The sequence below is a fragment of the Streptomyces sp. NPDC098781 genome (assembly GCF_044759995.1).
GTDB lineage: Bacteria > Actinomycetota > Actinomycetes > Streptomycetales > Streptomycetaceae > Streptomyces.
The window spans coordinates 434,872-457,424 of sequence record NZ_JBIWAK010000005.1 but is presented as its reverse complement, the minus strand read 5'-3'; the positions used below and the strand labels follow the sequence as shown (position 1 = coordinate 457,424).

The window sequence follows — 22,553 nt, the reverse complement described above, 5'->3', positions numbered from 1 at the left end:
TCAACCCGTAAACCGATCAACTCGCCGTTTCCGCTCCAATAGTCAGTGGACAGGGCGGCGCACAATCACCTCCTGCGGTTGTCCCGCCGCGCGGGACACTTCTTCCGTCGACCGCCCCGTTCCGGCGCCCAGGTCCGGTGTTCCCGGGGGCAGGATCCGGCTCAACAGCGGGCCGGTGAGCGCGGTCGTGGTCACCGCCATCACCACCATCAGGGAGTACAGCGAGCCGTCCAGCACGCCGAGCTCCAGGCCCACCCCGAGCACCACCAGTTCGGTGAGTCCACGGGTGTTCAGCAGCGCGCCCAGCGCGGCCGAGTGACGGCTGTCCAGGCCGGCGAAGCGCGCACCGACGTACGCGCCGAGGAACTTGCCCGTGATGGCCACGGCCAGGATCGCGGCAAGTTCAACGAGGCTCGAGGAGTCCAGTTCGGAGAGATCGACCTTGAGGCCCGACAGCACGAAGTAGACGGGGAGCAGGAGCAGTCCGCACAACGGCTCCACCCGCTTCAGCACCCCGTCGCGCAGCCTGCGGCCGGCGCCGCGCGGCAGCAGCGCTCCGAACAGGAACGCCCCGAAGATGTAGTGCAGCCCCAGCCACTCGGTGAAGGCGGCCGAGAGGAGCAGACCGCCCAGCACCAGGGCGAGGAAGTTGCGGTCGTCGCCCGGTTCGGCCGCCTCCGTACCCGCCTGAGCGGCCCGGCGCAGCAGGGGGCGCACGAGCGTGAACATCACCGTCACGTACGGCACCACCAGCGCCAGCCGCCAGTCGAGACGCTCGCCCGTGGCGATGGCGACCACCACCGCGAGCAGGGTCCAGGCCAGCAGGTCGGCGATCGCCGCACAGGTCAGGGCGGTGGTGCCGAGTCTGGTGTGGGCGAGCTTGCGGTCGGCGACGATCCGGGCGAGGACGGGGAACGCCGTCACGGACATCGCGACCGCGAAGAACAGCACGAAAGCGGCGGACGATCCCTTCCCGTGCGACCGCACCAGCAGCAACGCGAGGCCCGCGCCAAGCGCCAGCGGCAGCAGCGTGGAGCCGGCGGACGTCCACAGGGTGACCCGGCCACCGCCTCGCAGGACGCCGATGTCCAGCTCCGTGCCCACGACGAACATGAAGAGGGCGACGCCCACGCCGGCGAGCGCGCTCAGCAGGAGCCGTACGTCCGCGGGGAAGACGAGTTCCGAGAGATCGTCGCCGAACAGGGTGGGCCCCAGCAGCACGCCCGCGAAGATCTCACCGATCACCGACGGCTGGCCCAGCCTGCGGGCCAGCGCCCCCAGGAGGCGGGCCAGGCACAGGATCAGCGCCAGGTCGAGAAAGAGAACGACGGTCTGGGACGCGGTCACCGTCTGCCTCCGGACATCATGATGAAGTCTCCTTATGCCGTGTCAGTGTTCGCGCTTCGGACATCTCTAGGACATGCGCTGTTCGCCGACGGGCGGACAGTCGGATCCGGAGTTCCTTTATCGTTCTTCGGCATGGGTATCACCGGCACCACGCAACTCTTCGTGGCCTGCACGCAATACGCGGCGGCCACGATCACCGCCGCCATTCGTTCGGGATTATTCGGGCGGCGCTCGGAACACCGGCGCGTTCTTGTCGTCAGCGATCCGTCCGCGCTTCCCGAGGTCGGCACTCAGCTCGACAGCATGCCCGGATTCGAGGCGCTGCGGCCCGAATTCGACGACGTGTACTCCTGGAATGAATTCATCCGGCCGTTCCATCCGGCGGACTGGTCGCCGAGGGATCAGGACACGCTGTTGTGGGAGCGGGCACTGCGGCGGGGCGTGGAACCTGGGTGGAGGTGCCGTCGAGATCGCCTGTGAGTCGGTCCAGGGGGCCACGACCCAGGCCGTGGCGCGGATCTTCGCCGACAGCCCTCTGCACGTCTACGCCGACGGCCTGATGAGTCACGGACCCGCGCGCGGCACCATCGACCCCTCGATCGGCGCGCGGATCGAACGCCTGCTGTACGTGGATCTCGTCCCGGGCCTCCGACCGCTCCTGCTCGCCGAGTTCGGCGTCGAGCAGGAGGTGGTCCCCACCGAGGTGTTCCGGGGGGACGCTCGGCGATGTGGCACGTGGCGCGGGTGACGTGGATGTGGACGGTTCGCCCAATGCTCCGGCCCTCCTCCTCGGGCAGTACCTGTCGGCGATCGACGTGTTGTCCGCGCACGAGGAACAGTCGCTCCATCTGCGCATGCTGCGCGGCGCCGCCCGACTGGGACACACGGACGTCGTCTTCAAGCCGCACCCCTCCGCCCCACCCGGCTGGACCCGGGCGTTGGAGCGGGAAGCGGCGCGGCTCGGTGTCGAGTTGCGCACGCTCGGCACCCCGGTTCTCGCGGAGGTGGTCTACCAGCGGCTGCGGCCTGCGCTCGTGGTCAGCTGCTTCTCCACCGCCCTGTTCACGGCGTCGCGGCTGTACGGCCTTCCGGTGGCCCGGATCGGCACGGAGCTGCTCCTGGAGCGACTGACCCCGTACCAGAACAGCAACCATGTCCCGGTGACCGTCGTGGACGCCCTGCTGCCGGATCTGGAGGATCCGGAAGCCTTCGCGTCGTGGCGGTTCCCGGGGGCCGGGGAGGTGCGGGACACGCTGGGTGATCTGGTGCGGGCCGTCGGATACGTGATGCAGCCCCAACACCATCCCGACCTGCGTCGACGGCCGAGCGCTATCTCGCCGGTCAGTTGAACGCGCACACCTGGCGCTACTTCAAGCGGCGCCGGCTGACCGCGCTGGCCCTGCCCGGCGCGGCTCCTGCGCGGCTCGCGTTCGTGCCGCGCACGGCGGTGGTACGCCGGGCGGCCCGACGGGCTCGCGCCCTGAAGCGAGCGGTGTCCCGTCAGGGCTGACCTCGGCGCCGCCCCGGGCGCGGGCACCGCGGGGCTGCCCGATCCGTCGGCGGGCCGCACGTCCGGCCCGCCCAGTCACCGGCCCGCGCGGGCACGGACGGCGCCGACGGCAGGCCGGGCGCGCTGCTGCGGTCGCCGCGTGAACGGCTATGCCTCGACGCCGATGGCGGTCGCCGCGAACCCGTCGTGGACCAGCCAGCGGCCGTGGAGCATGCCGAGCCGGTGTTCGTGCGCCAGTGGTGCGGCCCTGAGCAGTCGGGCGGTGAAGCGACCGTCCGGGTCGAACCGGATGTCGGCTTCGGTGAAGCCGAGCCGGCTTCGCGTCAGGGGGAACCAGACCTTGTACACGGTCTCCTTGGCGCTGAACAGCAGCCGGTCCCAGTGGATGTGGGGTTGTCCGGCCGCCAGGCGCTCGAGTGCGGCGTGTTCCTCGGGCAGGGAGACGGACCGCAGGAAGCGCGCCGGCAGCGGGCGATGCGGCTCCGCGTCGATGCCGAGTCCCAGCAGGGCCGTGTCCCGGGCGAGGGCCGCGCCCCGGTAGCCGACGCAGTGGGTCATGCTGCCGACCACTCCGTCCGGCCATCGGGGTTCCCCCCGCTCGCCGTGCAGTACGGGCGCGGGCGGCAGCCCCAGACCGGCCATGGCGAGCCGCGCGCAGTGCCGCACGGTACGGAAGGAGCGGGTGCGTTCCGCGCCCGCGCCCTCGATCACCGCCTCCTCCTGGGCGTACGGGGAGGCCCGGTCCTCGTCGTCGAACCGCTCCGCCCACGCCACGCTGGGCGGCAGGATGTCCCCGATCACGCGCCGACCGGGTCAGACGACGTGGACATCGGGGACGTACATGATCCACTTGCCGCCCGCGGCGCGGAACTCCTGCTCCTTCTCCATGATTTCCTCCGCGTGGTTCCAGGCGAAGAGCAGCGCGTAGTCGGGGTACGCGTCGGAGAACTCCTCGTGGGGGCGGACCGGGATGTGCACCCCGGGGGTCAGCCGGCCCTGCTTGCTGGGCGTGATGTCGCTGACGAACTCGACCAGTTCCGGGCCGATGCCGCAGAAGTTGGTGACCACCGAGCTCTTGGCAGTGGCTCCGTAGCCGACGACACGCTTGCCGTCGGCCTTCAGCTCCAGCAGGAGTGTCGTCAGATCACGGAAGATCTTCTGCACGTTCTCGCCGAACCCCTCCAGGGTCACCAGGTCGGAGATGCTCATCCGCTGCTCCTCGGCGAGCAGTTCGGCCACTGCGGGGCTCGGTTCACGGGCGCCGCGATGCGCCAGCGTGTAGCGGACCTCTCCGCCGTGCACCGGCAGCCGTTCGACGTCGACGAGTTCGAGGCCGTGCCGGCGGGCCATGAACTGGACCGACTGCGCGCTGAAGAGGAAGAAGTGCTCGTCGTAGATCTGGTCGAACGACGTGCGTGCCACGATGTCCGCGAGGTAGGGGTCCTCGAAGACGAAGACCCCGCCCGGCGCGAGCAGTTTCGTGACGCCCGACAGCACGGACCCGATGTACGGGATGTGGCACAGGGTGTTCGCCGCGTAGATGACGTCGGCGTGGCCCTCCCGCTCCAGGATGTCGGCGGCGACCTCGTCCTCGAAGAACGACTTGCGCACCCGGATCCCCTTGGCGGCCGCCAGGTCGGCGACGCCGCCGGACGGTTCGACACCGAGGTGGCGGATGCCGGCGTCCGCGAGGACCTGCAGCATGATCCCATCGTTGCAGCCGATCTCGACGGCGAACGGGGAGTCGCCCGTCAGCTCGGTGGAGATCAGCCGCTTCGCGAGGTTCTCGAAGTGGGTGCGCATGTAGACGGAGCCGGAGGAGTGGTACGGGTAGTCCTCGTGGAACATGTGCTCACGCGGGACTTCCCTCATCAGCTGCACCATTGAGCACTCCGCGCAGATGCCGATGGCGAGACGGAAGAAGAACTCCTTCTCGACCGCGCTGCCCGGAACGAGGAAACAGTCGGAGAGCGGCTGCCTCCCGAAATCGAAGAACTCGGTGACCGTGCCGTTGCAAATACGGCAACACGAAGTGCGCGACATTCAAACTCCTGACTTGCCGCTCTGCGGGAAGGAAAAGATCGGGTCCGGAGAAACGTACGCTCGGCAACTCTCCCGAACAAGCTTCTCCGGGGGCTGCTGTGAGCGGGACCGTACCCCACAACTGTTCCGTTGTCCCGCCAGCGGGACGGATCGGCGGGACGGACCAGTACCGCCGGGAAACCGCCTCGGCCTGCTCATTCTTACGAGGACGCATCCCACGATAGCCGGTGATCGCTCGGCCATCCCATTGAAAGGCTGATAGCGTGCCGCCGCATCACACCCTCAATGAGAATTAGGTGGGCTGATGAAGGGAATAGTTCTCGCGGGCGGCAATGGAAAACGACTCCATCCATTGACTGTGGGGACCTCGAAGCAGCTGCTCCCGGTCTATAACAAGCCGCTGATCTACTACCCGATCTCCGTTCTCATGCTGGCCGGCATTCGCGATATCCTGGTGATCTCCTCACCGCGGACCCTGCCGGCGATCAGGGGACTGCTGTCCGACGGCTCGCAGCTGGGCCTGAACTTCAGCTATCGCGTCCAGCCGACGCCCCGGGGCATCGCGGACGCGTTCCTGGTCGGCGCCGACTTCATCGACGGGGACAACACCGCGCTGATCCTGGGCGACAATGTCTTCCACGGCGCCGGATTCCCGCGGCTGCTGCGCAAGTCCATCGCCACGGTCGACGGCTGCACCCTGTTCGGCTACCCGGTGTCCGATCCGGAGCGCTACGGAATCGGCGAGACGGACGAGTTCGGAAACCTCGTGTCGATCGAGGAGAAACCGCTCCGGCCGCGCAGCAGCAACGCGATCACCGGGTTGTACTTCTACGACTCCGAAGTCGTGGAAATCGCCCGCTCGGTGACGCCTTCCGAGCGGGGCGAACTGGAGATCACCGATGTCAACAGGGCGTATCTGAAGCAGGGCAGGGCAAAGCTCGTACGCCTCGGCCGGGGGTTCACCTGGCTCGACTCCGGCACGCACGACTCCCTGCTCGCCGCCAGCCAGTACGTGCAGGTGATCGAGCAGCGGCAGGGCGAGCGGGTCGCCTGCCTGGAGGAAATCGCGGTCCGCATGGGCTACATCTCGCAGGAGGACTGTGCGCGGATGGGCGCCGAGATGCAGGACTCCGGATACGGCCGCTACCTCATGGAAATCGCCGAGTCACTGCACTGAGGCGATTCCCGCCGGCGTTCCGGCCGAACACTCCCCACCACCAATGCGAAGGAATGACATGACATTTGTCGCCGAGGCGCCGGGAACCGACATCAGCGGCACGGGCGGGCTCTTCGAGCTCGTCGGCAACGCGGCGTGGGACGCCAAGCTGGCCCCGTGCACGGACGCGGACATCGCGCGCCTGCGGGCGAGCGCGGACACCGTGGACCGGTACCTGGCCGACGGCCGGCCCATCTACGGCCTGACCCAGGGATTCGGGCCGCTCGTGCTCTTTCCCGCCAAGTCCGAGATGGAGCAGGGCAGTTCACTGATCTCCCACCTCGGCACCAGCCAGGGCGCGCCGCTGTCGCCCGAGACCAGCAGGCTGGTCCTGTGGCTCCGGCTGAACAGCATGCGCAGCGGCTTCTCGGCGGTCTCGCCCGAGCTGTGGCAGACCCTGGCAGACGCGTGGAACCGCGGCTTCACCCCGGTGATCCCGCGCGAGGGCACCGTCAGCGCGAGCGGTGACCTCCAGCCGCTGGCCTGCGCGGCACTCGCCTTCGCCGGCGTCGGGGAGGCATGGGTCAAGGACGCGCACGGACAGTGGCAGCGGCGGCCCGCGAAGGAGGCCCTGGACGAGCTGGGGCTGGCACCCTTCGAGTGGCCCGTGCGGGAGGCCCTCGCCTTCGTCAACGGCACGGGCGTGGGCCTCGCCGTCTCCCTCCTCAACCAGCAGTCGGCGCTGCGGCTGGTCAGGGCGGTGGCCGTGCTCACCGGCCGGCTCGCGACCCTGCTGCGGGCCAACCCCGAGCACTACCACCTCGGCATCCAGGAGGCCCGGGGCCAGGTCGGTCAGCGGATCGCCGCGGGCTGGATACGCGACGAGCTGCCTGCGGACCAGGAGCGCGGGGATGACCGCCCGCTCCAGGAGCCGTACAGCCTGCGCTGCGGTCCGCAGGTGCTCGGTGCCGCGCTCGACCAGCTGACGTCGGCGGGCGAGGTGCTGCTGCGCGAGGCGCGGGGCTGCACCGACAACCCGATCGCCTTCGAGGGCGAGGTGCTGCACGGGGGCAACTTCCACGCGATGCCCGTCGGGCTCGCCTCGGAACAGATCGGCCTGGCCATGCACACCGTGGCGTACCTGGCCGAGCGTCAGCTGGGTCTGCTGGTCAACCCGACCACCAACGGCGACCTGCCGATCATGCTCACGCCCCGGGCCGGGCGAGGCTGCGGCCTGGCGGGTGTCCAGATCAGCGCCACCTCGTTCATCTCGCGCATCCGTCAGCTGGTTCAGCCCGCCTCGCTGACGTCGCTGCCGACCAACGGTTGGAACCAGGACCATGTGCCGATGGCGCTCAACAGCGCCAACGGGGTGAGCGACGCGCTGGAGCTCGGCTGGCTGGCCGTCGGATCCCTCGCCGTGGGCGTGGCCCAGCTCGCCGCGATGGTCGGGGCCGAGGCCCCCCGGGACGGCCTGTGGGACCGGCTGGCCGAGGTCTCCCCGGCACTGGACGCCGACCGGCCGATGGCCCAGGAGGTCCGCACGGCGGCCCGACTGCTGTCCGAGCACGCCGCACAGCTGCTCGCCGAGCCCACCGCACCCTGACGGAGACACCCAGATGAGCGAGGCAACCACCCTGGCCGACGGGCCCGCGCCTCCCGGACCGGCCGGCGTGAGCGACTTCTACGACCGCAACCACCTGCTGCTGACGGACCTGTTCGGCGGCAGCATCCACAGCGGCTACTGGCACGGACCCCACGACATCAGCGGCGTCGAGGTCGCCGGCGCCCGGATGACCGACGAGATCCTCGACCGGCTCGACGTGGGGCCGGGCATGAGGGTGCTCGACCTCGGCTGCGGCACGGGCGGGCCCGGGGTGCACCTCGCCCGGTGGTGCGACGCGGAGATCACCGGGATCTCCCCCAGCGCCGCGGAGGTCGCCGTCGCGACGGCTCGGGCCGAGGCCGCCGGGGTGTCCCACAAGATCGCGTTCCGGCACGCCGACGCGGCCCGGATGCCGTTTCCCGACGACACCTTCGACCGGGTGATGGCGATCGAGTCCGTCGTCCACGCCGCCGACCGGGTGGCCTGGCTGAGGGAGATCGCGCGGGTGCTGAAACCGGGCGGCCGGGTCGTCCTCAGCGACTTCATCGCTCGCGGACCCGAGCCGCAGGACGCGGAGGACCGGGCGGCGGTGGCGCGGCTGCTCACCGCGCTGCGGCTCGCCGCGAGGGTGCGGGTCGAGGACTATCCCGGTTTCCTGACGCGGTCCGGGCTGGAGCCGGTGGAGATCACCGACCTCACCGACCACACGAAGTACACCCTGGGCCGCCTGTGCCTCGCGATCGGAGCGCACCTCAGGGAACGCACCGGCGTGCCGGAGGAGTTGCGGCTCGTCCACGACATGCACGAGAACATCGACTGGGTGGGCCACGCCCAGCAGCCACAGACCGATGGCGTCGCCGTCGTCGTCGCCGAGGCACCGCGGCACGGCGGTTAGACCACGCTCCCGCGGTCGGGGTGCCCGCCGGTTCGCCTCCGCGCGCCGGCGGGCACCCCGTCGCGTTGTGCTCAGCGTTGGTCCCAGCGGTCCGGGGGAGTACGGCGGGACAGCTCGCGGGCCTCGTGGACGAGGATGGCGACCTGGACCCGGTTGGTGCAGTTCAGCTTGGTGAAGATCCGTGTCACGTTGGCCTTCACGGTGGCGAGGCTCATGTACAGCGAGGCGGCGATGTCCGCGTTCGACTGGCCTTCGCTGATCGCGAGGGCCACTTCCCTTTCCCGGGTGGTGAGCCGGTCCAGCGCGGTACGGGCCTCGGCGGCCTGGGCCTCGACCTGGTCCTGGTCCTCGTGCCGTACGACATGGCTGATCAGCCGGGTGATCACGGACGGCGAGAGCATCGACTCGCCGGCGGCGACCCGCCGTACCGAGTCCAGGATGGCGGTGGGCGGGGTGTCCTTGAGCAGGAAGCCCTTGGCGCCCGCGCGCAGCGCCCGGAGCAGGTGCTTGTCGGTGTCGAAGGCGGTCAGCACGATGATCGCCGGGCTCTCCTCGGTGGAACGCAGCCGCTCGGTCGCGGTGAGCCCGTCCACCCCACGCATACGGATGTCCATCAGCACGACGTCCGGGCGCACCCGGCCCACCAGGTCGATCGCCTCGCCCCCGTCGGACGCCTCCCCCACCACCTCGATGTCAGCCCCGGCCCCCAGGACCGTGGTCAGACCCATGCGTACGAGCGGATCGTCGTCCACGACGATCACGCGGATCAGTTCGGCCATGGAACCCACGCTTCCAGATGAAAGGCCAACTGCCCACCCGGATCGCGCCGAACGCCGTGCTCCAGCCGTCCACCGGCGACTTCCAGCCGTTCCCTGAGGCCGATCAGCCCGAAGTGGGAGCCGGGCACCAGCGGGCCGTCCCGGCCGAGCACCAGCGGATTGCGCAGCAGCAGGTGCAGTTCGTCGTCCTTGGCGCGCTCCAGCAGGACGTGGACCGTGGTGCCGGGGGCGTGCTTGCGGGCGTTGGTCAGCCCCTCCTGCACCACCCGGTACGCGGTGCGGCCCACCGGCGACGGCGCCGTCATCAGGGTCAGCCGGTTCTCCACGTCGATGCTCATCCCCGCGGTGCGGCACTCCTCGAAGAGGTCGTCGAGCTCGGCGAGGCCGGGCATCGGCCGCAGGCTGTTGCCGACGGTGCCCATGCGCAGCACGCCGAGGATCTCCCGCAGCCCCTCCATCGCCTGGTGGGAGCTGTCGTAGATGGTCGAGGCGACCCGGGCCATCTCCTCGGGCACCAGGTCGGACCTGATCTGCAGCGCGCCGGCCTGCAGGCTGATCAGGGAGATCTGGTGGGCGAGCACGTCGTGCATCTCCCGTGCGATGCGCTCGCGTTCCTTGGCGCGCAGCAGTTCCGTGCGCTCCAGGGCGGCGGCCTCCGCCGCGCGGGCGTGCTCCCGCAGGGCGATCATCAGTTCGCGCCGGGCGCCCATGACGCTGCCGAACCAGGTGGTGACGGCGAGCACCGCGATGGTGAACAGGTTCGCGAGCAGGGGCGGGGTGCCGTCGTCGGGGCCCCACAGCGAGAACGGGACGTAGGCCGCGGCGAAGAGGGCGGCCGTCGCGATCGCCACCCGGCGGGAGCGGTAGGCGGCGACACTGCCGACCGCGAAGAGCGCGGCGACGAACACGAAGTCCGTGACGGCGAAGCAGCAGGCGAGCGCCAGGGCGACCCGGACGGGGTGCTTGCGGCGCCACCAGAGCAGCACGCTGCCGGCGAGCCCGAGCAGCATCAGCCAGAACAGCAGGTCGCCGGTGATCTTTTCGCTCTCGTAGGCGGCCACCGCCCAGGCGAGGGCCGCCATCGCCGAGATGGAGACATAGAGCAGGTCGAGAAGTCTCTCGCTCCAGGGGCGTGGCCGCAGGTCCAGGTGAGGCACGGACGGGCCGGCCTCCCGGTGCTCAGGACTGGACAAGTGGCCGCCAGAACTGTTCGGTTCCCTTGTCCCGGACGGTGTAGCCGAGTTCTTCTGCGGCCCGGGTCAGTTCCCGCACGTCGTAGCCCGACTTGTGCTTCAGCGCTTCCTTGCGGGCGGCCAGCACGGCGTTGACCTCGGGGCGCAGGGCGCCCGATTCGGGGCTCCACTTCTTGAACAGGTCGGCGTACGGGTCGCTGTCCTGCCAGGGGTATCCGCGCGCCCGGAAGGCGGCGGCCAGCCGCTGTGCGGGCGCCGCGTGGGTGCCGCGCACGAGCTGGCGGGAGTCGTGGCCGAGGACGACGAGTTGCTTGCCGTCCATGAACACGGCCGACACCTGCGCGCGGTCGACGGCGACCTCTCCCCACTGGTCGTGCGCCGCCTCGATCCGGGAGTCGGTGAGCGTGACCGTCATCGACTCCGACAGGGCGACGAAGGCGAAGACGAGCCCGAGCGCGAAACCGCCCGCCATGAAGGCGAGGACCTGCCAGGTCTCCTCCACGGAGGCGACGAACTCGACGACCGTGCGCAGGGGCAGTTTGGACAGGTCGGTGATCTGTCTGGCCAGAATCGGCAGGAGTAATCCGAGGACGACGCCGACCAGCGGCATACCCACGAGAATGAGGATCTTGTCGGAGCGTGGATAGCCGAGCACGGTGGTGGATGACTCGGTGACGGATTTGCCGAACTTGTCGTCGGATCGCTTGCTCGCCATGTTTCGCATGCTAGGTGGGCCCGAGCGAGCGGGGACAGTAGCCAAAGGTCGATGGGACGGCGGACCTTCGTCACCCGTGCCGGCTTCTCTCGTGGAAGAAGCCGGGGACGCTGTGCAGTTCACCCGCGGCGGCGGCCTCGTCGTACACGAACCGGGCGAGTGCCAGGTCGAGGACGCCCAGGCCGAACGGTGAGAAGACCACCGTGCGGTCGGCGGGCGGGACGGCCCGGCCGGTGAGCACGTCGTGGAGGGTGCCGGCGACGAAGTCACGGTTGCCAGTGCGCTGTTCGGCCAGGTGCGGTGAGGTGTCCGCCTTCAGGCAGTGGTCGACGTCGTCGACGATGTTGTACGAGTCCAGGACGATGTCGGGCGACAGGTCGCGCAGCGAGACGTGCAGCACCAGCGGGTGGTGCGCGAAGTGCGCCGGGTCGTGGACGTGGGGGCTTCCCGCGACGGTCGCGAAGACCACGAGGTCGCTGGAGCGGATCACGTCCTCGGCGCTCTCGTGGAGCACGGTCGGGGTGTCGCCGCCGCGGCGCAGGTGGTCCCGGAAGGCGGCGGCGTGCTCCGCCGACAGGTCGTACAGGCCGATCTCGTCGAAGCCGAGGCCGGCCGCCCGCAGGAAGCGGTGCACATAGCGGGCGATGAGGCCGGTTCCGACGAGCCCGAGGCGGCGGGGGCGCACTCCGCGCAGCTCGCTCAGCCTGCGGGCGGCGAGCGCAGCGGAGGCCGCGGTGCGGCTCGCGCTGATGATGGAGCTCTCCAGGCAGGCGAACGGATAGCCGGTCACGGTGTCGTTCAGGATCAGGACGGCCGACGCCCGGGGGATTCCGGAAGCGACGTTCTCGGGAAAGCTCGAGATCCACTTGATGCCGTGCACGTCAACCGGCCCGCCCACGGAGGCCGGCAGCGCGATGATGCGCGACGAAGGACGGTCGGGAAAACGCAGGAAATACGAGTCGGGGTTGACGGTTCTGCCTTCGCCGTGCAGCACATAGGCGTTCTCGACAATATCGATCGTCCGGTCGTCCCGACCGGAGAGAATCCGCTGTACCTGCTCACCGGAGATGACCGAGAACGGAGGTATGGAGGTCATGGTTCACGTTTATCGTCCACGGCACCCGATTTCAAGGCTCACGGTGACGACAGGGCGGTAGTACGGTGCCGGGCATGACTTCAATTCTCGTTACCGGCGCCGCCGGTTTCATTGGTTCGCACTTCGCCCGTTACTGGGTGGAGAAGTATCCGGACGACCATGTGGTGGCGCTGGACGCGCTCACCTACGCGGGGGTCGAGGAAAACCTCGCCGACGTCCGTGACCGGATCACTTTCGTACACGGTGACATAGGCGATTCCACGCTCGTCGGCCGGGTGCTCGCCGAGCACGGGATCGCCACCGTGGTGAACTTCGCCGCGGAATCCCACAACAGCCTCGCCGTGCTGGATCCCCGGCGTTTCTTCCAGACGAACACGATGGGCACCCAGGCGCTCCTCGACGCCTGCCTCAAGGCGGAGGTGGAGCGGTTCCACCACATCTCCACCTGCGAGGTGTACGGCGACATGGCCCTCGACGAGGAGCAGGCCTTCACCGAGGACCACCCCTATCGCCCGCGCACCCCCTACAACGCCAGCAAGGCCGCCGCCGACCACGCCGTCAGGGCCTACCACGAGACGTTCGGGCTGCCGGTCACCCTCACCAACTGCGCCAACAACTACGGGCCGTACCAGTTCCCCGAGAAGGTGCTCCCGCTGTTCATCACCCGCTCGCTGCGCGGGGAGCGGATTCCGGTGTACGCCTCCAAGGACAACCGGCGCGAGTGGATCCACGTACGGGACCACTGCCGGGCCGTGGAGGCGGTCCTCAAGGGCGGCCGGGTGGGCGAGACGTACCACGTGGGCACGGGCTTCGAGCTGAGCGTGGACGAGATCGCCGATCTGGTCCTGGGTGAACTGGGGCTGTCCCAGGACCGCAAGACGATCGTTCCCGACCGGCCCGGCCACGACCGCCGCTACCTGCTGGACTGCGCCCGGATCCGCGACGAGCTGGGATGGCGCCCCGAGATCGAGTTCGAGCAGGGCCTGAAGGAGACGGTGCGCTGGTACGCCGAGCACCGCGGCTGGTGGGAACCGCTGTACGACCGCAGCCCGGTGGTCGAAGGCGCCCTGACGCGCTCGTAGCCGCGTACGCGCCGGGACGAGGGCGCGGCGGCGGCACGCCACGGGCGGCCGTCCCGCCAGCGGGACCACGACACCACGGCCCGGGAGGCGGAGCCGTGCGGAGCCAAGGGAAGACGGGGAAACACATGGCCAAGGACCGGGTCGACAGCCGATCGGGCGCGGCAGCACCCCTGGTGACGGTGCTGGGCGCCTCGGGGTTCATCGGCGCCGCGGTCACCGCGGCGCTGGTCGCCGAGGGGACGAGGGTGCGGGCGGTGTCCCGCCGTCCGGCACCGCTGCCCGCCCACCACGCCGACCTCGTCGAGACACGGACGGCCGACCTGACCGGGGCCGGCTCGCTCGCCGGGGCGGTCGACGGGTCGGACGCGGTGGTCAACCTCTGTCTGTGCGACGGCGGTTGGCGCGCCGCAAAGAGCGCCGTGGGCGAACGGGTCAACGTCGGGGTGATGCGGGACCTGCTCACCTGGGCGGCGCACCAGCCGCGCGGCGCGGGTGGGCCGCCCGTCGTGGTGCAGGCGGGCGCGGTCTCACAGATCGGGGTCCCGCCCGAGGGCCGGCGGATCGACGGCACCGAGCCCGACGAGCCCGTCGGGGTCTACGCCCGGCAGAAGCTGGTGGCGGAACAGGCGCTGAAGGCGGCGACCCGCGACGGTGTCGTCCGCGGTGTCGCCCTGCGCCTGTCCACGGTGTTCGGGGACAGCCACCCGCGGGTCGCCGACCGGGGCGTGGTGGCCACGATGATCCGGCGTGCGCTGGCGGGCGAGTCGCTCACCATGTGGCACGACGGCACGGTCGCCCGCGATCTGGTCTACGTGCACGACGTGGCCGCGGCGGTGACGGCCGCGCTCCGGCACGCGGACGCGCTCGGGGGCCGGCACTGGCTGGTGGGCGCGGGCGAGAGCCTACCGCTGCGGGAGGTGTTCACCGCTGTCGCCGGGACCGTCGCACGGTACACCGGCAAGCCGGCCGTCCCCGTGGTCGGCGTCGACGCGCCCGCGGACGCCCCCCTGACGGACTTCCGGGACAACCTGCTGGACGTCTCGGCGTTCCGCGCGGCGACCGGCTGGCGCCCGCGGGTGCCCTTCCACCAGGCGCTGGAGAACACCGTCGCCGCCCTGGCCGGCCAGGAGTCGAGGCCCTGACGTCGACCATGGGCCAGTGTGTTGCCGACTTTGGTCTAGGGTCCCGCGGAATCACCCGGTCCGGGCTTGTCGGAGAAAGAAGATGGGCTGAGAGTTTCCGGCAAGCGATCGGTGGTTCACCGAGAGGAGCGGGGTTTCTGCAATGGCGAAGAAAACGGCGAACCTGTCTGCGGACAGCGTGGCGGGACGCCCCGCAGTCCGTGCGGTGGAGGTGTCCAAGACCTATTCCTCCGGCGCGGTCGCGGTCCAGGCCCTGAAGGGGATTTCCCTGGACGTTCCGCAGAGCAGATTCGTGGGAATCATGGGCCCCTCCGGATCGGGCAAGTCGACGTTGATGCACTGCCTCGCGGGTCTGGACACCCTCGACAGCGGCGAGGTCTTCATCGGTGAACAGGAGATAACCCGGCTCAGCGACAAGAAGCTCACGCGGCTGCGGCTCGAACACGTCGGATTTATCTTCCAGTCCTTCAATCTCGTGCCGACGCTGAGCGCCCTGGAGAACATCACCCTGCCGCTGGGCATCGCGGGCCGGAAACCCGAGCGCGAATGGCTCGACACCGTCATCGAGACCACCGGGCTCACCCAGCGGCTGCACCACCGGCCCAGCGAGTTGTCGGGCGGCCAGCAGCAGCGGGTGGCCTGCGCGCGGGCCCTGGTCGGCAAACCGAAGGTGATCTTCGCCGACGAGCCCACCGGAAACCTGGACTCCCGCTCCGGCGCCGAGGTCCTCGCCTTCCTCCAGCAGTCGGTCCGGCAGCTGGGCCAGTCGGTCGTCATGGTCACCCATGACCCGACCGCGGCCGGATACACGGACGACGTCGTCTTCCTGGCCGACGGCAGCCTGGTGGACCGCATCACCGCGCCGACGGCCGCGGACGTGCTGGAGCGGATGAAGGGCTTCGAGCCCGCCGGCGCGGGGGCACGCTCGTGATGATGATGAAGCTGACGCTGCGCAATCTCGCGGCGCACCGGCTGAGGCTCGTCTCGACGCTGATCTCGGTGGCCCTCGGCGTGGCGTTCGTCGCGGGCACCCTGATCTTCACGGACACCGCGAGCAGTGCCATCGGCGCGCAGTTCAAGGACCTGGAGACCAGCGACGAGGTCATGGTCCGGCCGAAGGACTCCTTCTCCAGCGAGGGCGCCGCACCGCGCGTGGTGCCGGAGAAGGTTCTGAAGGACCTGGAGAAGAACGTCGGCGAGGCCGAGTCGTTCACGGGCGCCGTCGAGGGCTACGCGGCGATCATGAAGGGGGACGGCAAGGTCGTACGCGGTGACGGCCCCGCGCAGTTGGGGCGGTCCTACGTCGAGCGGGCCGGGTCCGACATGCGGGTCAGCTCCGGTGAGCGGCCGCGGAAGGCCGACGAGGTCGTCGTCGAGACGGCGACCGCGAAGGACGGCCGTATCGAGGTCGGCGACACGGTCACCGTGGTCACCGAGAAGGCCACCAAGGACATGCGGGTGGTCGGTCTGTTCAAGCTCGGCGGTGTCGCCGACAACGTCTCGTTCGTCGCCTTCGCCCCGGACGTGGCGCGGACGATGTTCGCCACGAACGGCGCCTACACGGCGCTGTGGGCCAAGCCCGGCAAGGGCGTCTCGCAGGACCGGCTCGCGCAGCGGATCGACGCGCGGCTGCCCGACGGACTGGAGGCGAAGACCGCGCAGGAGGTCGCCGACGAGAACAAGTCGGAGGTCCGCTCGGTCTTCGGGATGCTCAACTGGTTCCTGCTGGCGTTCGCCGGGATCGCCCTGCTGGTCGGATCGTTCATCATCGTCAACACCTTCAGCATGCTGATGCAGCAGCGCGTCAGGACGCTCGCCCTGCTGCGTGCCGTGGGCGCCCACCGGGCCATGGTGACGCGTTCGGTGCTGGGCGAGGCGGCCGGTGTCGGGCTGGCGGGCGCCGTGGTCGGCCTGGGGGCCGGCGTGGGCCTGTCGTATCTGCTGCGGCTCGTGTTCGAGCGGCTCGGTACGTATCTGCCGCTCGCCGCGCCGGTCGTCGCCCCCCGCACCGTCCTGGCCTCGCTGGCCGTCGGTGTCCTGGTCACCATGGTGGCCGCCTATCTGCCGGCGCGCCGCTCGGGGAAGATCCCACCGGTCGCCGCCCTCCGCGACGACGCGACGCTGCCCGCGCGCGGCATGAAGGTGCGCACCGTGTTCTCCGTACTCCTGCTGCTGCTCGGCGCCTTCGGGGTGGTCGGCGGTCTCCAGGACGGCGGCGAGGACGGCGCGTCGCTGGTCGCGGTGAGCGCCGTGTTCGTGTTCGTCGCCATGGTGATGCTCAGCCCGGTGCTGATCCGGCCGGTGGTGAAGCTGCTGGGCTGGCCGCTGGTCCGGTTCGGCGGTACGGTCGGCCGGCTCAGCAGGGAGAACGCCCGCCGGGCACCGCGCCGTTCGGCCGCGACCGCGTCGGCGCTGACCGTGGGCCTGGCGCTGATCACGATGGCGACGGTGCTGGCGGCGTCGATGAACGAGTCGGCGGACCGCCGAATCGAGTCCCAGTTCGGCGCGGACTACTTCCTGGACCCCCGCGGCACCAAGGGTTTCTCCGCGGACGCGGTCGACCGGATCGCCGACGTGCCCGGGGTGGCGCAGGCCGTGCCCGTGCGCTACGGCGTGGTGAAGCTGGGCTCGAAGGAGAACAACGTCGTCGCGGCCGACGCGGCGGCCCTGAAGAAGCCCACGTCGCTGGACGTCTACGCGGGCGGCACGGCGCTGCGCACGGACGAGCTGCTGGTCGAACGGTCCGTCGCCGAGCGGGAGAAGTGGAAGGTCGGCAGCGAGATCGCCGGCTCCTACCCGGACGGACAACGGGCCACGTTCAGGGTCGGCGGCCTGTTCGAGTCGAACCAGGTCATCGACAGTCCCTACATCATGAGCCCCGGGAGCTACGCGGCCCATGTGTCGGGCAGCCTGATCAACAAGGCGTTCATCATGCTGGACGGCGACCCCTCCGACGGCCGGCGCGAGGCTCTGCGGGCGGCGCTGGCCGACTTCCCCAACGTCGAGCTGAAGGACAGTGAGGGCGCGAAGGAGAACGCCCGCGCGGACGTGAACCAGTTGCTGAACATCATCACGGTCCTGCTGGTGCTGTCGGTCGTCGTCGCCGGCGTGGGCCTGGTCAACACGCTCGGCCTGTCGGTGGTCGAACGTACCCGGGAGATCGGGCTGTTGCGGGCGATCGGTCTCGACCGCGGCCAGACGGGCGTGATGATCTCGCTGGAGTCGGTGGTCATCGCCGTCTTCGGGGCCCTGATGGGGATCGGCCTCGGCGTGGGGACGGGTGCTCTGCTGCAGCGGGCCATGGTCGACACCGGGGTCGAGTACCTGAGCGTCCCGGTGGGGCAGTTGGTCCTCTATCTGCTGGGTGGAGTCGCCATCGGAGTGATCGCGGCGATCTGGCCGGCGAGGCGCGCCGCGCGGATGCAGATCCTCCGGGCGATCCAGCAGCACTGAGGTCTTCCGCCGCCCGGCCTCGTCGGGCTGACGGAGAGAAACGTGCGGTCGATGGCAAACCCCCGCCCATCGGCCGCACTTCTCCGTATGAAACCGGCGGAACGTGACGATCCGCCTGGGTGCGAAGATCGGTGGACGCCTCCACGAGTCACAGCTATTGTCGGTTGTCACAAGACCAACAAGTCCTCAAGCTGACACCAACAGGTCTACAAGTTCCCTGACCAAGAGCTTGGGACTCGGGGACGCCCGCCACCTCCAATTGCGGCACTTGCGGAGGCGCGCCGCGAAAGAGTCTGTGCGCGCTCTTTCCGCACCGGCGGTGTCAGGGCGTTGACACTTGCTTGGCAACACGGGGGTACACATTGTTTTGTGCAAAAAAAATGCGCATACGGCTTCTCGGACCGGTGGGACTGTGGGAAGAGAGCCGACGCCTCGACACGGGATCACCGAAGCAGCAGGCGGTGTTCGCCGCTCTCGCCTCGCACGCTCAACAGGTGTTGACGCGCGAAGAACTCATCAAAAGCGTCTGGGGGATCGACGCACCGACGACCGCGGTCAACAGCCTGTACACCTATGTGGCTCGGCTGCGCAACGTCCTGGAACCGGAACGCTCACCTCGCGGAGCATCGAGAATGCTCGTCTCCGACGGTTCCGGATACTCCTTGATAATACCGCCCGAGCAGGTCGACCAGCACCTTTTCGTATCCCTGCTGAAAAGCGCCCGCCATTACCGGGCCGCGGGCGAGGTCGACAAAGCCGTGTCGGAAATGGAGGCCGCACTCGACCTCTGGGAGGGAATTCCCTACGGGGGTGTGCCCGGCCCCTTCGCCAGCGCCGAGCGGGCCCGGCTGACCGAGATGCGGCTCACCGCCATCGAGGAACGGGCCGAACTGCTGCTGGGCCGCGGTGAGTACAACTCGGCCCTGGGCGAACTGGTCTCCCTGGCACGCGCCTATCCGCTCAGGGAACGCATGTGTCATCTGCTGATGCTCTGCTGCGTGGCGCTCGGCAGGCAAGCCGACGCGCTCAACGCCTATCACCGGCTTCGCGCCAGCCTGGTCGAGGAGATGGGCATCGACCCCGGAGAGCCGTTGCAGCGCCTGTACGGGCAGATCCTCCGCCAGGACTCCTCCCTGCTGCGGTTCGTCAGCTCCTCCCTGCACGAGCTGCCGGCACGGGCCTGCTGAGACCCTGAGCGACGTGCGGGCGGCAGGGGCGGCCAGCTGCCCCTGCCGCCCGCCGTGCTCAGGGGCGCCGTGCCGCGGACGCCCTGCTACGGGGTCTGCTGGGGCCGCAGCTTGCCCAGCGCGGACCGGCTGATGGCCGGCACCACGTGCACCCGGCGTGGCCGCGCGCCCAACAGTGCGAGAACCGGTGAGAGATCGAGTTCGTCCGCCCGCGTGTCGAGGGCGGGGACGACGTAGAAGTCGACGTGCTCGCCGATCATCGGGTCGCTGACCGGGACCAGCGCCAGGTCGGCGCAGTGCAGCCGGGCGCGCAGCCGGTGCTCCGTCTCGTCCAGGTTGACGCGGCGGCCGTTGACCTTGACGAGCCGCCCGATCCGGCCGACGAGCCGGAACGTGCGGTCGTCCAGGGGCTCGACCAGGTCGCCCGTGTGCCACTCGGCCGGCTGTGGCTCCCCCGGGCGGTGGCCGAGCCGGGGACTGCGGATCACCAGCGGAACCGCCCCCTCGTCGCCCGGCGCGTCACCGTCGACCCGGGTGACGTCCGGGAACAGCGTCCACACGGGCGACTCGCCGCCCTCCCAGCGCCGGACGGCGATGCCGCCGGTCTCGGTGGAGCCGAGCAGTTCGACCAGGGTCACCCGGCCGGGACCCGCCTGCTCCAGCAGGGTGCCGGCGTCGGACGGCAGCATCGCGCTGCTGTACAGGACGGTCAGGTGCTCGAAGGAGCGCACCCAGTCGAGGTGGCGCAGCAGCAGCGAGAAGATCCACGGGGTGGCCACCACCAGGGCGCGGCGCTGCCCGGTCTCGGGCAGCGCGCCCACGTACTCCTTCCGGTACCAGACCGGGACTCCCAGCCTGGCGGGCACCAGGAACGTGGCCAGCGCCCCGTAGACGTGCAGGGGCGGGGCGAAGGCGACGACGGCGCCCGGCGCGTGCGGTGTGCCCGCGCCGACGAACTCGGCGAGCATGCCCGCCTCCAGCCAGGCGGTCTCGCGGGTGCGCCGCCAGCAGCGGCTCGGTCCCGTGCTGCCGGAGGTGTGGAAGTCCAGCACGGGCGGCAGGGTGTCCAGCACCAGCCGCTCGGCGGCGCTCCCCTCCTCGCTCGGGTCCCAGGTCACGCACCAGGAGGAGTCGTTGACCTCCGGGGCGGCGTTTCCGAGTGCCAGAAGTTCCTTCGCGGTCAGCTTCTGATAAGGCATTGATTCTCCCTGTGGGCCGATTCTCTTGTCCCGCCGGCGGTACATCCAATTTCGGTTCATCGGGCGCCGATTGATTTCCGACAGCATGGTCGCTAGCGTCGCTTTACGGTAATTCGAATACTCGGAACCATTCCTCTCCACAGCATGAGCGACAAGGCGGTGTGAGCATGATGGAAACCAGTCCTTTTCCTCTTCCGACCGATACGGCCGTGCGGCTGAGCGACGCCCAGCGCGATCAGGTGCGCGCCGTGGTCGACGGCCTTCTCCCTGTCGTCGGCGGGGAGGTGGACCACCCCGCGTGGGTCACCGCGGCGCGGGCCGCGTCGCAGCGGCTCCCCCACGAACTGCGCGCCGCCTTACGTGAGTTCCGCCACGAGGCCGGGGCCGAGGGGGTCCTGCTGGTGCGCAACCTCCCCGTGGAGGAGGACCTGCCCGCCACGCCCGTACGCCCCGGCTCAGTGCGCACCAGGGCCTCCGTGGCGGGCGGGGTCATCGCCACCGCGATGCTGCAGCTCGGCGAGGTGATCGCCTACCGGAACGAGAAGTCGGGCGCCCTCCTGCAGGACGTGGTGCCGGTCCCCGGCCACGAGAGCCAGCAGAGCAACGCGGGCTCGGTGCGGCTGCACCTGCACACCGAGAACGCCTTCCACCCCAACCGCCCTGACTTCCTTGGCCTCATGTGCGTACGCGCCGATCCGACGGGTGACGCGCGGCTGTGCACGGCCTCCGTGCGCCGGGCGCTGCCGCTGCTGTCGGAGAATGCGCGCCGGGTGCTGTCCGAGGAGCGGTTCCTGACCGAGCCGCCGCCCTCCTTCGGGGGCGGCGAGGGTGTCACACCGGTCCACGCGGTCCTGCGGGGAGCGCCCGAGGACCCCGACGTGGTGGTCGACTTCGCCAGTACGCACCCGGTGGACGACCCGGCCCGGCAGGCGCTGGAGGAGCTGCGCGTGGCGTTCGAGCGGGTCACGCACGCGCTCGCCCTCGACGTCGGGGACCTCGCCCTGGTCGACAACCGGCTGACCGTGCACGGGCGGACCTCCTTCAGCCCCCGCTACGACGGCACGGACCGCTGGCTCCACCGGGTCTACGGCGCCCTCGACCGCCGCCGCACCAGGATCCACACGGAGGCCGGCGGGGCGGTACTGCGCTGAACCGCGTTGTCCGTCCCGTCCCGTCCCGCCCGGCGCGGAGCCTCGGCCGTCATGGGTGTCGTGGCTCCGCGGCGCGGCACCACTCCAGTACGGCCATCGCGCTGTGCATCTTGTTCTCGGCCTGCTCGAACGCGATGCTCATCGGCCCGTCCAGGACGTCGGCGGCGACCTCCTCGCCGCGGTGCGCGGGCAGGTCGTGCATGAACACCGCCTTGGGGCTGCTCTCCCACAGTCCGGAGCCGACGTGGAACGGCGCGAAGACCTCGCGCCAGTCCGGGTCGGCCTTCGACGTTCCGGTGGTCTGCCAGCGGGTGGTGTAGACGACGTCGAAGCCGCCGGGCAGTCCCTCCATGGTGTGCTCCTCGCGCACCACGGCGCCGGTGCGCGCGGCGTGGCCGCGGGCCGAGTCCAGGACGTGGGCCGGGAGCCCGTATCCGGGCGGGGTGCGCAGCTCCAGCGTCGTGCCCGGGTACCGGGGCAGGGCGCGGGCGAGGGCCACCGCGGTGTTGTTGCCCTCGCCGAGGTAGAGCACGCGCAGGCCCTCGATCCTGCCGAAGTGCCGCAGCAGCGTGGTCAGGTCGGTGAGCGCCTGGGTGGGGTGCTCCTCGGCGCTCATGGCGTTGACCACGGACATCCGGTCCTGGCGGGCCCAGGCGCGCATCTCGGCCGGGTCGGCGGCCGTCCGGGCGACCAGGACGTCGAGCATCCGGGAGAAGACCCGCCCGGTGTCCTCGCTGGTCTCCCCGGTGTTGGTCTGCAGGTCGCCGGGGCCGTAGGTGACGATCGAGCCGCCCAGGCGCTGGGCGCCCGCGGAGAACGCCGTACGGGTGCGGGTGGAGGTCTTGGCGAAGTAGATGCCGGTGACAAGGCCCTCCAGCGGGCGTCGGCCTCGGGCGGAGCCCGAGGAGAAGTCCGCGCCACGCTCGGCGAGGAGGTGCAGCTCGGCGTCGGACAGGTCGTCGAGGGATATCAGATGGCGGGCGGGTCGAGGGTCCATCG

General features: G+C 70.1%; 18 protein-coding genes and 1 pseudogene. 10 read left to right on the top strand and 9 right to left on the bottom strand.

The genetic code is table 11. From position 1 onward, the window contains the following. Window positions 1–42: 42 nt before the first annotated feature. Window positions 43–1,347 (bottom strand): cation:proton antiporter, encoded by a 1,305-nt coding sequence (locus ACIQWG_RS22910; protein WP_404098750.1) that lies wholly within the window; start codon window positions 1,345–1,347, stop codon window positions 43–45. Window positions 1,348–1,479: 132 nt separating this feature from the next. Here ACIQWG_RS22910 and ACIQWG_RS22905 point away from each other — a divergent pair. After that, window positions 1,480–2,857 (top strand): annotated as a pseudogene (locus ACIQWG_RS22905) (polysialyltransferase family glycosyltransferase). A gap of 147 nt (window positions 2,858–3,004) precedes the next feature. Here ACIQWG_RS22905 and ACIQWG_RS22900 read toward each other — a convergent pair. Next, window positions 3,005–3,658 (bottom strand): 4'-phosphopantetheinyl transferase, encoded by a 654-nt coding sequence (locus ACIQWG_RS22900; RefSeq protein ID WP_404098747.1) that lies wholly within the window; start codon window positions 3,656–3,658, stop codon window positions 3,005–3,007. A gap of 12 nt (window positions 3,659–3,670) precedes the next feature. After that, entirely contained in the window at window positions 3,671–4,900 is a 1,230-nt protein-coding gene (locus ACIQWG_RS22895; RefSeq protein WP_404098744.1) for a methyltransferase domain-containing protein, read from the bottom strand. A 304-nt stretch (window positions 4,901–5,204) separates the two neighbouring features. Here ACIQWG_RS22895 and rfbA point away from each other — a divergent pair, with 304 nt between their 5' ends. Genes rfbA through ACIQWG_RS22880 form a run of 3 tightly spaced genes read left to right on the top strand, consistent with a single transcriptional unit; the run spans window position 5,205 to window position 8,557 of the window. Next, complete coding sequence (rfbA, locus tag ACIQWG_RS22890; protein ID WP_404098741.1) at window positions 5,205–6,077, top strand: glucose-1-phosphate thymidylyltransferase RfbA; 873 nt, start codon at window positions 5,205–5,207, stop codon at window positions 6,075–6,077. Window positions 6,078–6,135: 58 nt separating this feature from the next. Continuing rightward, entirely contained in the window at window positions 6,136–7,662 is a 1,527-nt protein-coding gene (gene hutH, locus ACIQWG_RS22885) for a histidine ammonia-lyase (protein WP_404098738.1), read from the top strand. 13 nt (window positions 7,663–7,675) lie between these two features. Continuing rightward, the gene (locus ACIQWG_RS22880; protein ID WP_404098736.1) at window positions 7,676–8,557 is read left to right on the top strand and encodes an SAM-dependent methyltransferase; all 882 of its coding nucleotides are present in this window, start codon (window positions 7,676–7,678) and stop codon (window positions 8,555–8,557) included. 71 nt (window positions 8,558–8,628) lie between these two features. On the opposite strand, the gene ACIQWG_RS22875 is transcribed toward ACIQWG_RS22880, so the two are convergent. The 4 genes from ACIQWG_RS22875 to sbnB all read right to left on the bottom strand — a co-directional run bounded on the left by ACIQWG_RS22875 (window position 8,629) and on the right by sbnB (window position 12,340). Further along, window positions 8,629–9,336: a response regulator gene (locus ACIQWG_RS22875; protein ID WP_404098733.1), complete on the bottom strand. Its 708-nt coding sequence runs from the start codon at window positions 9,334–9,336 to the stop codon at window positions 8,629–8,631. Beyond that, window positions 9,324–10,493: a sensor histidine kinase gene (locus ACIQWG_RS22870; protein ID WP_404098730.1), complete on the bottom strand. Its 1,170-nt coding sequence runs from the start codon at window positions 10,491–10,493 to the stop codon at window positions 9,324–9,326. The genes ACIQWG_RS22875 and ACIQWG_RS22870 overlap by 13 nt, the downstream gene beginning before the upstream one ends. 22 nt (window positions 10,494–10,515) lie before the next feature. Continuing rightward, window positions 10,516–11,244: a hypothetical protein gene (locus ACIQWG_RS22865; protein WP_404098727.1), complete on the bottom strand. Its 729-nt coding sequence runs from the start codon at window positions 11,242–11,244 to the stop codon at window positions 10,516–10,518. A gap of 70 nt (window positions 11,245–11,314) precedes the next feature. After that, window positions 11,315–12,340, bottom strand: coding sequence for a 2,3-diaminopropionate biosynthesis protein SbnB (gene sbnB / locus ACIQWG_RS22860; protein WP_404098726.1), 1,026 nt, complete (start codon window positions 12,338–12,340; stop codon window positions 11,315–11,317). 74 nt (window positions 12,341–12,414) lie between these two features. Here sbnB and rfbB point away from each other — a divergent pair, with 74 nt between their 5' ends. The 5 genes from rfbB (at window position 12,415) to ACIQWG_RS22835 (ending at window position 19,204) form a co-directional block, all read left to right on the top strand. Then, on the top strand, window positions 12,415–13,422 hold the full coding sequence (gene rfbB / locus ACIQWG_RS22855) for a dTDP-glucose 4,6-dehydratase (protein ID WP_404098724.1): 1,008 nt from the start codon (window positions 12,415–12,417) through the stop codon (window positions 13,420–13,422). 125 nt (window positions 13,423–13,547) lie between these two features. Beyond that, on the top strand, window positions 13,548–14,564 hold the full coding sequence (locus ACIQWG_RS22850) for an NAD-dependent epimerase/dehydratase family protein (protein WP_404098722.1): 1,017 nt from the start codon (window positions 13,548–13,550) through the stop codon (window positions 14,562–14,564). A gap of 142 nt (window positions 14,565–14,706) precedes the next feature. Beyond that, the gene (locus ACIQWG_RS22845; protein WP_404098719.1) at window positions 14,707–15,495 is read left to right on the top strand and encodes an ABC transporter ATP-binding protein; all 789 of its coding nucleotides are present in this window, start codon (window positions 14,707–14,709) and stop codon (window positions 15,493–15,495) included. A 2-nt stretch (window positions 15,496–15,497) separates the two neighbouring features. After that, on the top strand, window positions 15,498–18,017 hold the full coding sequence (locus tag ACIQWG_RS22840) for an ABC transporter permease (RefSeq protein ID WP_404098717.1): 2,520 nt from the start codon (window positions 15,498–15,500) through the stop codon (window positions 18,015–18,017). A gap of 380 nt (window positions 18,018–18,397) precedes the next feature. Next, window positions 18,398–19,204, top strand: coding sequence for a BTAD domain-containing putative transcriptional regulator (locus ACIQWG_RS22835; RefSeq protein WP_404098715.1), 807 nt, complete (start codon window positions 18,398–18,400; stop codon window positions 19,202–19,204). Between the two features lie 86 nt (window positions 19,205–19,290). On the opposite strand, the gene ACIQWG_RS22830 is transcribed toward ACIQWG_RS22835, so the two are convergent. Then, window positions 19,291–20,403, bottom strand: a complete 1,113-nt coding sequence (locus tag ACIQWG_RS22830; protein ID WP_404098712.1) for a hypothetical protein — start codon at window positions 20,401–20,403, stop codon at window positions 19,291–19,293. 170 nt (window positions 20,404–20,573) lie between these two features. Here ACIQWG_RS22830 and ACIQWG_RS22825 point away from each other — a divergent pair, with 170 nt between their 5' ends. Continuing rightward, window positions 20,574–21,554, top strand: coding sequence for a TauD/TfdA family dioxygenase (locus ACIQWG_RS22825; protein ID WP_404099404.1), 981 nt, complete (start codon window positions 20,574–20,576; stop codon window positions 21,552–21,554). Window positions 21,555–21,603: 49 nt separating this feature from the next. On the opposite strand, the gene ACIQWG_RS22820 is transcribed toward ACIQWG_RS22825, so the two are convergent. After that, window positions 21,604–22,551 (bottom strand): ornithine carbamoyltransferase, encoded by a 948-nt coding sequence (locus tag ACIQWG_RS22820; protein WP_404098710.1) that lies wholly within the window; start codon window positions 22,549–22,551, stop codon window positions 21,604–21,606. Window positions 22,552–22,553 lie beyond the last annotated feature (2 nt).

Bases quoted from the DNA above. Each gene is read 5' to 3' on its own strand.
- ACIQWG_RS22895 (WP_404098744.1), bottom strand. From the start codon at position 4,900: ATGTCGCGCACTTCGTGTTGCCGTATTTGCAACGGCACGGTCACCGAG.
- rfbA (WP_404098741.1), top strand. From the start codon at position 5,205: ATGAAGGGAATAGTTCTCGCGGGCGGCAATGGAAAACGACTCCATCCA.
- hutH (WP_404098738.1), top strand. From the start codon at position 6,136: ATGACATTTGTCGCCGAGGCGCCGGGAACCGACATCAGCGGCACGGGC.
- ACIQWG_RS22880 (WP_404098736.1), top strand. From the start codon at position 7,676: ATGAGCGAGGCAACCACCCTGGCCGACGGGCCCGCGCCTCCCGGACCG.
- ACIQWG_RS22875 (WP_404098733.1), bottom strand. From the start codon at position 9,336: ATGGCCGAACTGATCCGCGTGATCGTCGTGGACGACGATCCGCTCGTA.
- ACIQWG_RS22865 (WP_404098727.1), bottom strand. From the start codon at position 11,244: ATGGCGAGCAAGCGATCCGACGACAAGTTCGGCAAATCCGTCACCGAG.
- sbnB (WP_404098726.1), bottom strand. From the start codon at position 12,340: ATGACCTCCATACCTCCGTTCTCGGTCATCTCCGGTGAGCAGGTACAG.
- rfbB (WP_404098724.1), top strand. From the start codon at position 12,415: ATGACTTCAATTCTCGTTACCGGCGCCGCCGGTTTCATTGGTTCGCAC.
- ACIQWG_RS22850 (WP_404098722.1), top strand. From the start codon at position 13,548: ATGGCCAAGGACCGGGTCGACAGCCGATCGGGCGCGGCAGCACCCCTG.
- ACIQWG_RS22845 (WP_404098719.1), top strand. From the start codon at position 14,707: ATGGCGAAGAAAACGGCGAACCTGTCTGCGGACAGCGTGGCGGGACGC.
- ACIQWG_RS22840 (WP_404098717.1), top strand. From the start codon at position 15,498: ATGATGAAGCTGACGCTGCGCAATCTCGCGGCGCACCGGCTGAGGCTC.
- ACIQWG_RS22835 (WP_404098715.1), top strand. From the start codon at position 18,398: ATGCGCATACGGCTTCTCGGACCGGTGGGACTGTGGGAAGAGAGCCGA.
- ACIQWG_RS22830 (WP_404098712.1), bottom strand. From the start codon at position 20,403: ATGCCTTATCAGAAGCTGACCGCGAAGGAACTTCTGGCACTCGGAAAC.
- ACIQWG_RS22825 (WP_404099404.1), top strand. From the start codon at position 20,574: ATGGAAACCAGTCCTTTTCCTCTTCCGACCGATACGGCCGTGCGGCTG.
- ACIQWG_RS22820 (WP_404098710.1), bottom strand. From the start codon at position 22,551: ATGGACCCTCGACCCGCCCGCCATCTGATATCCCTCGACGACCTGTCC.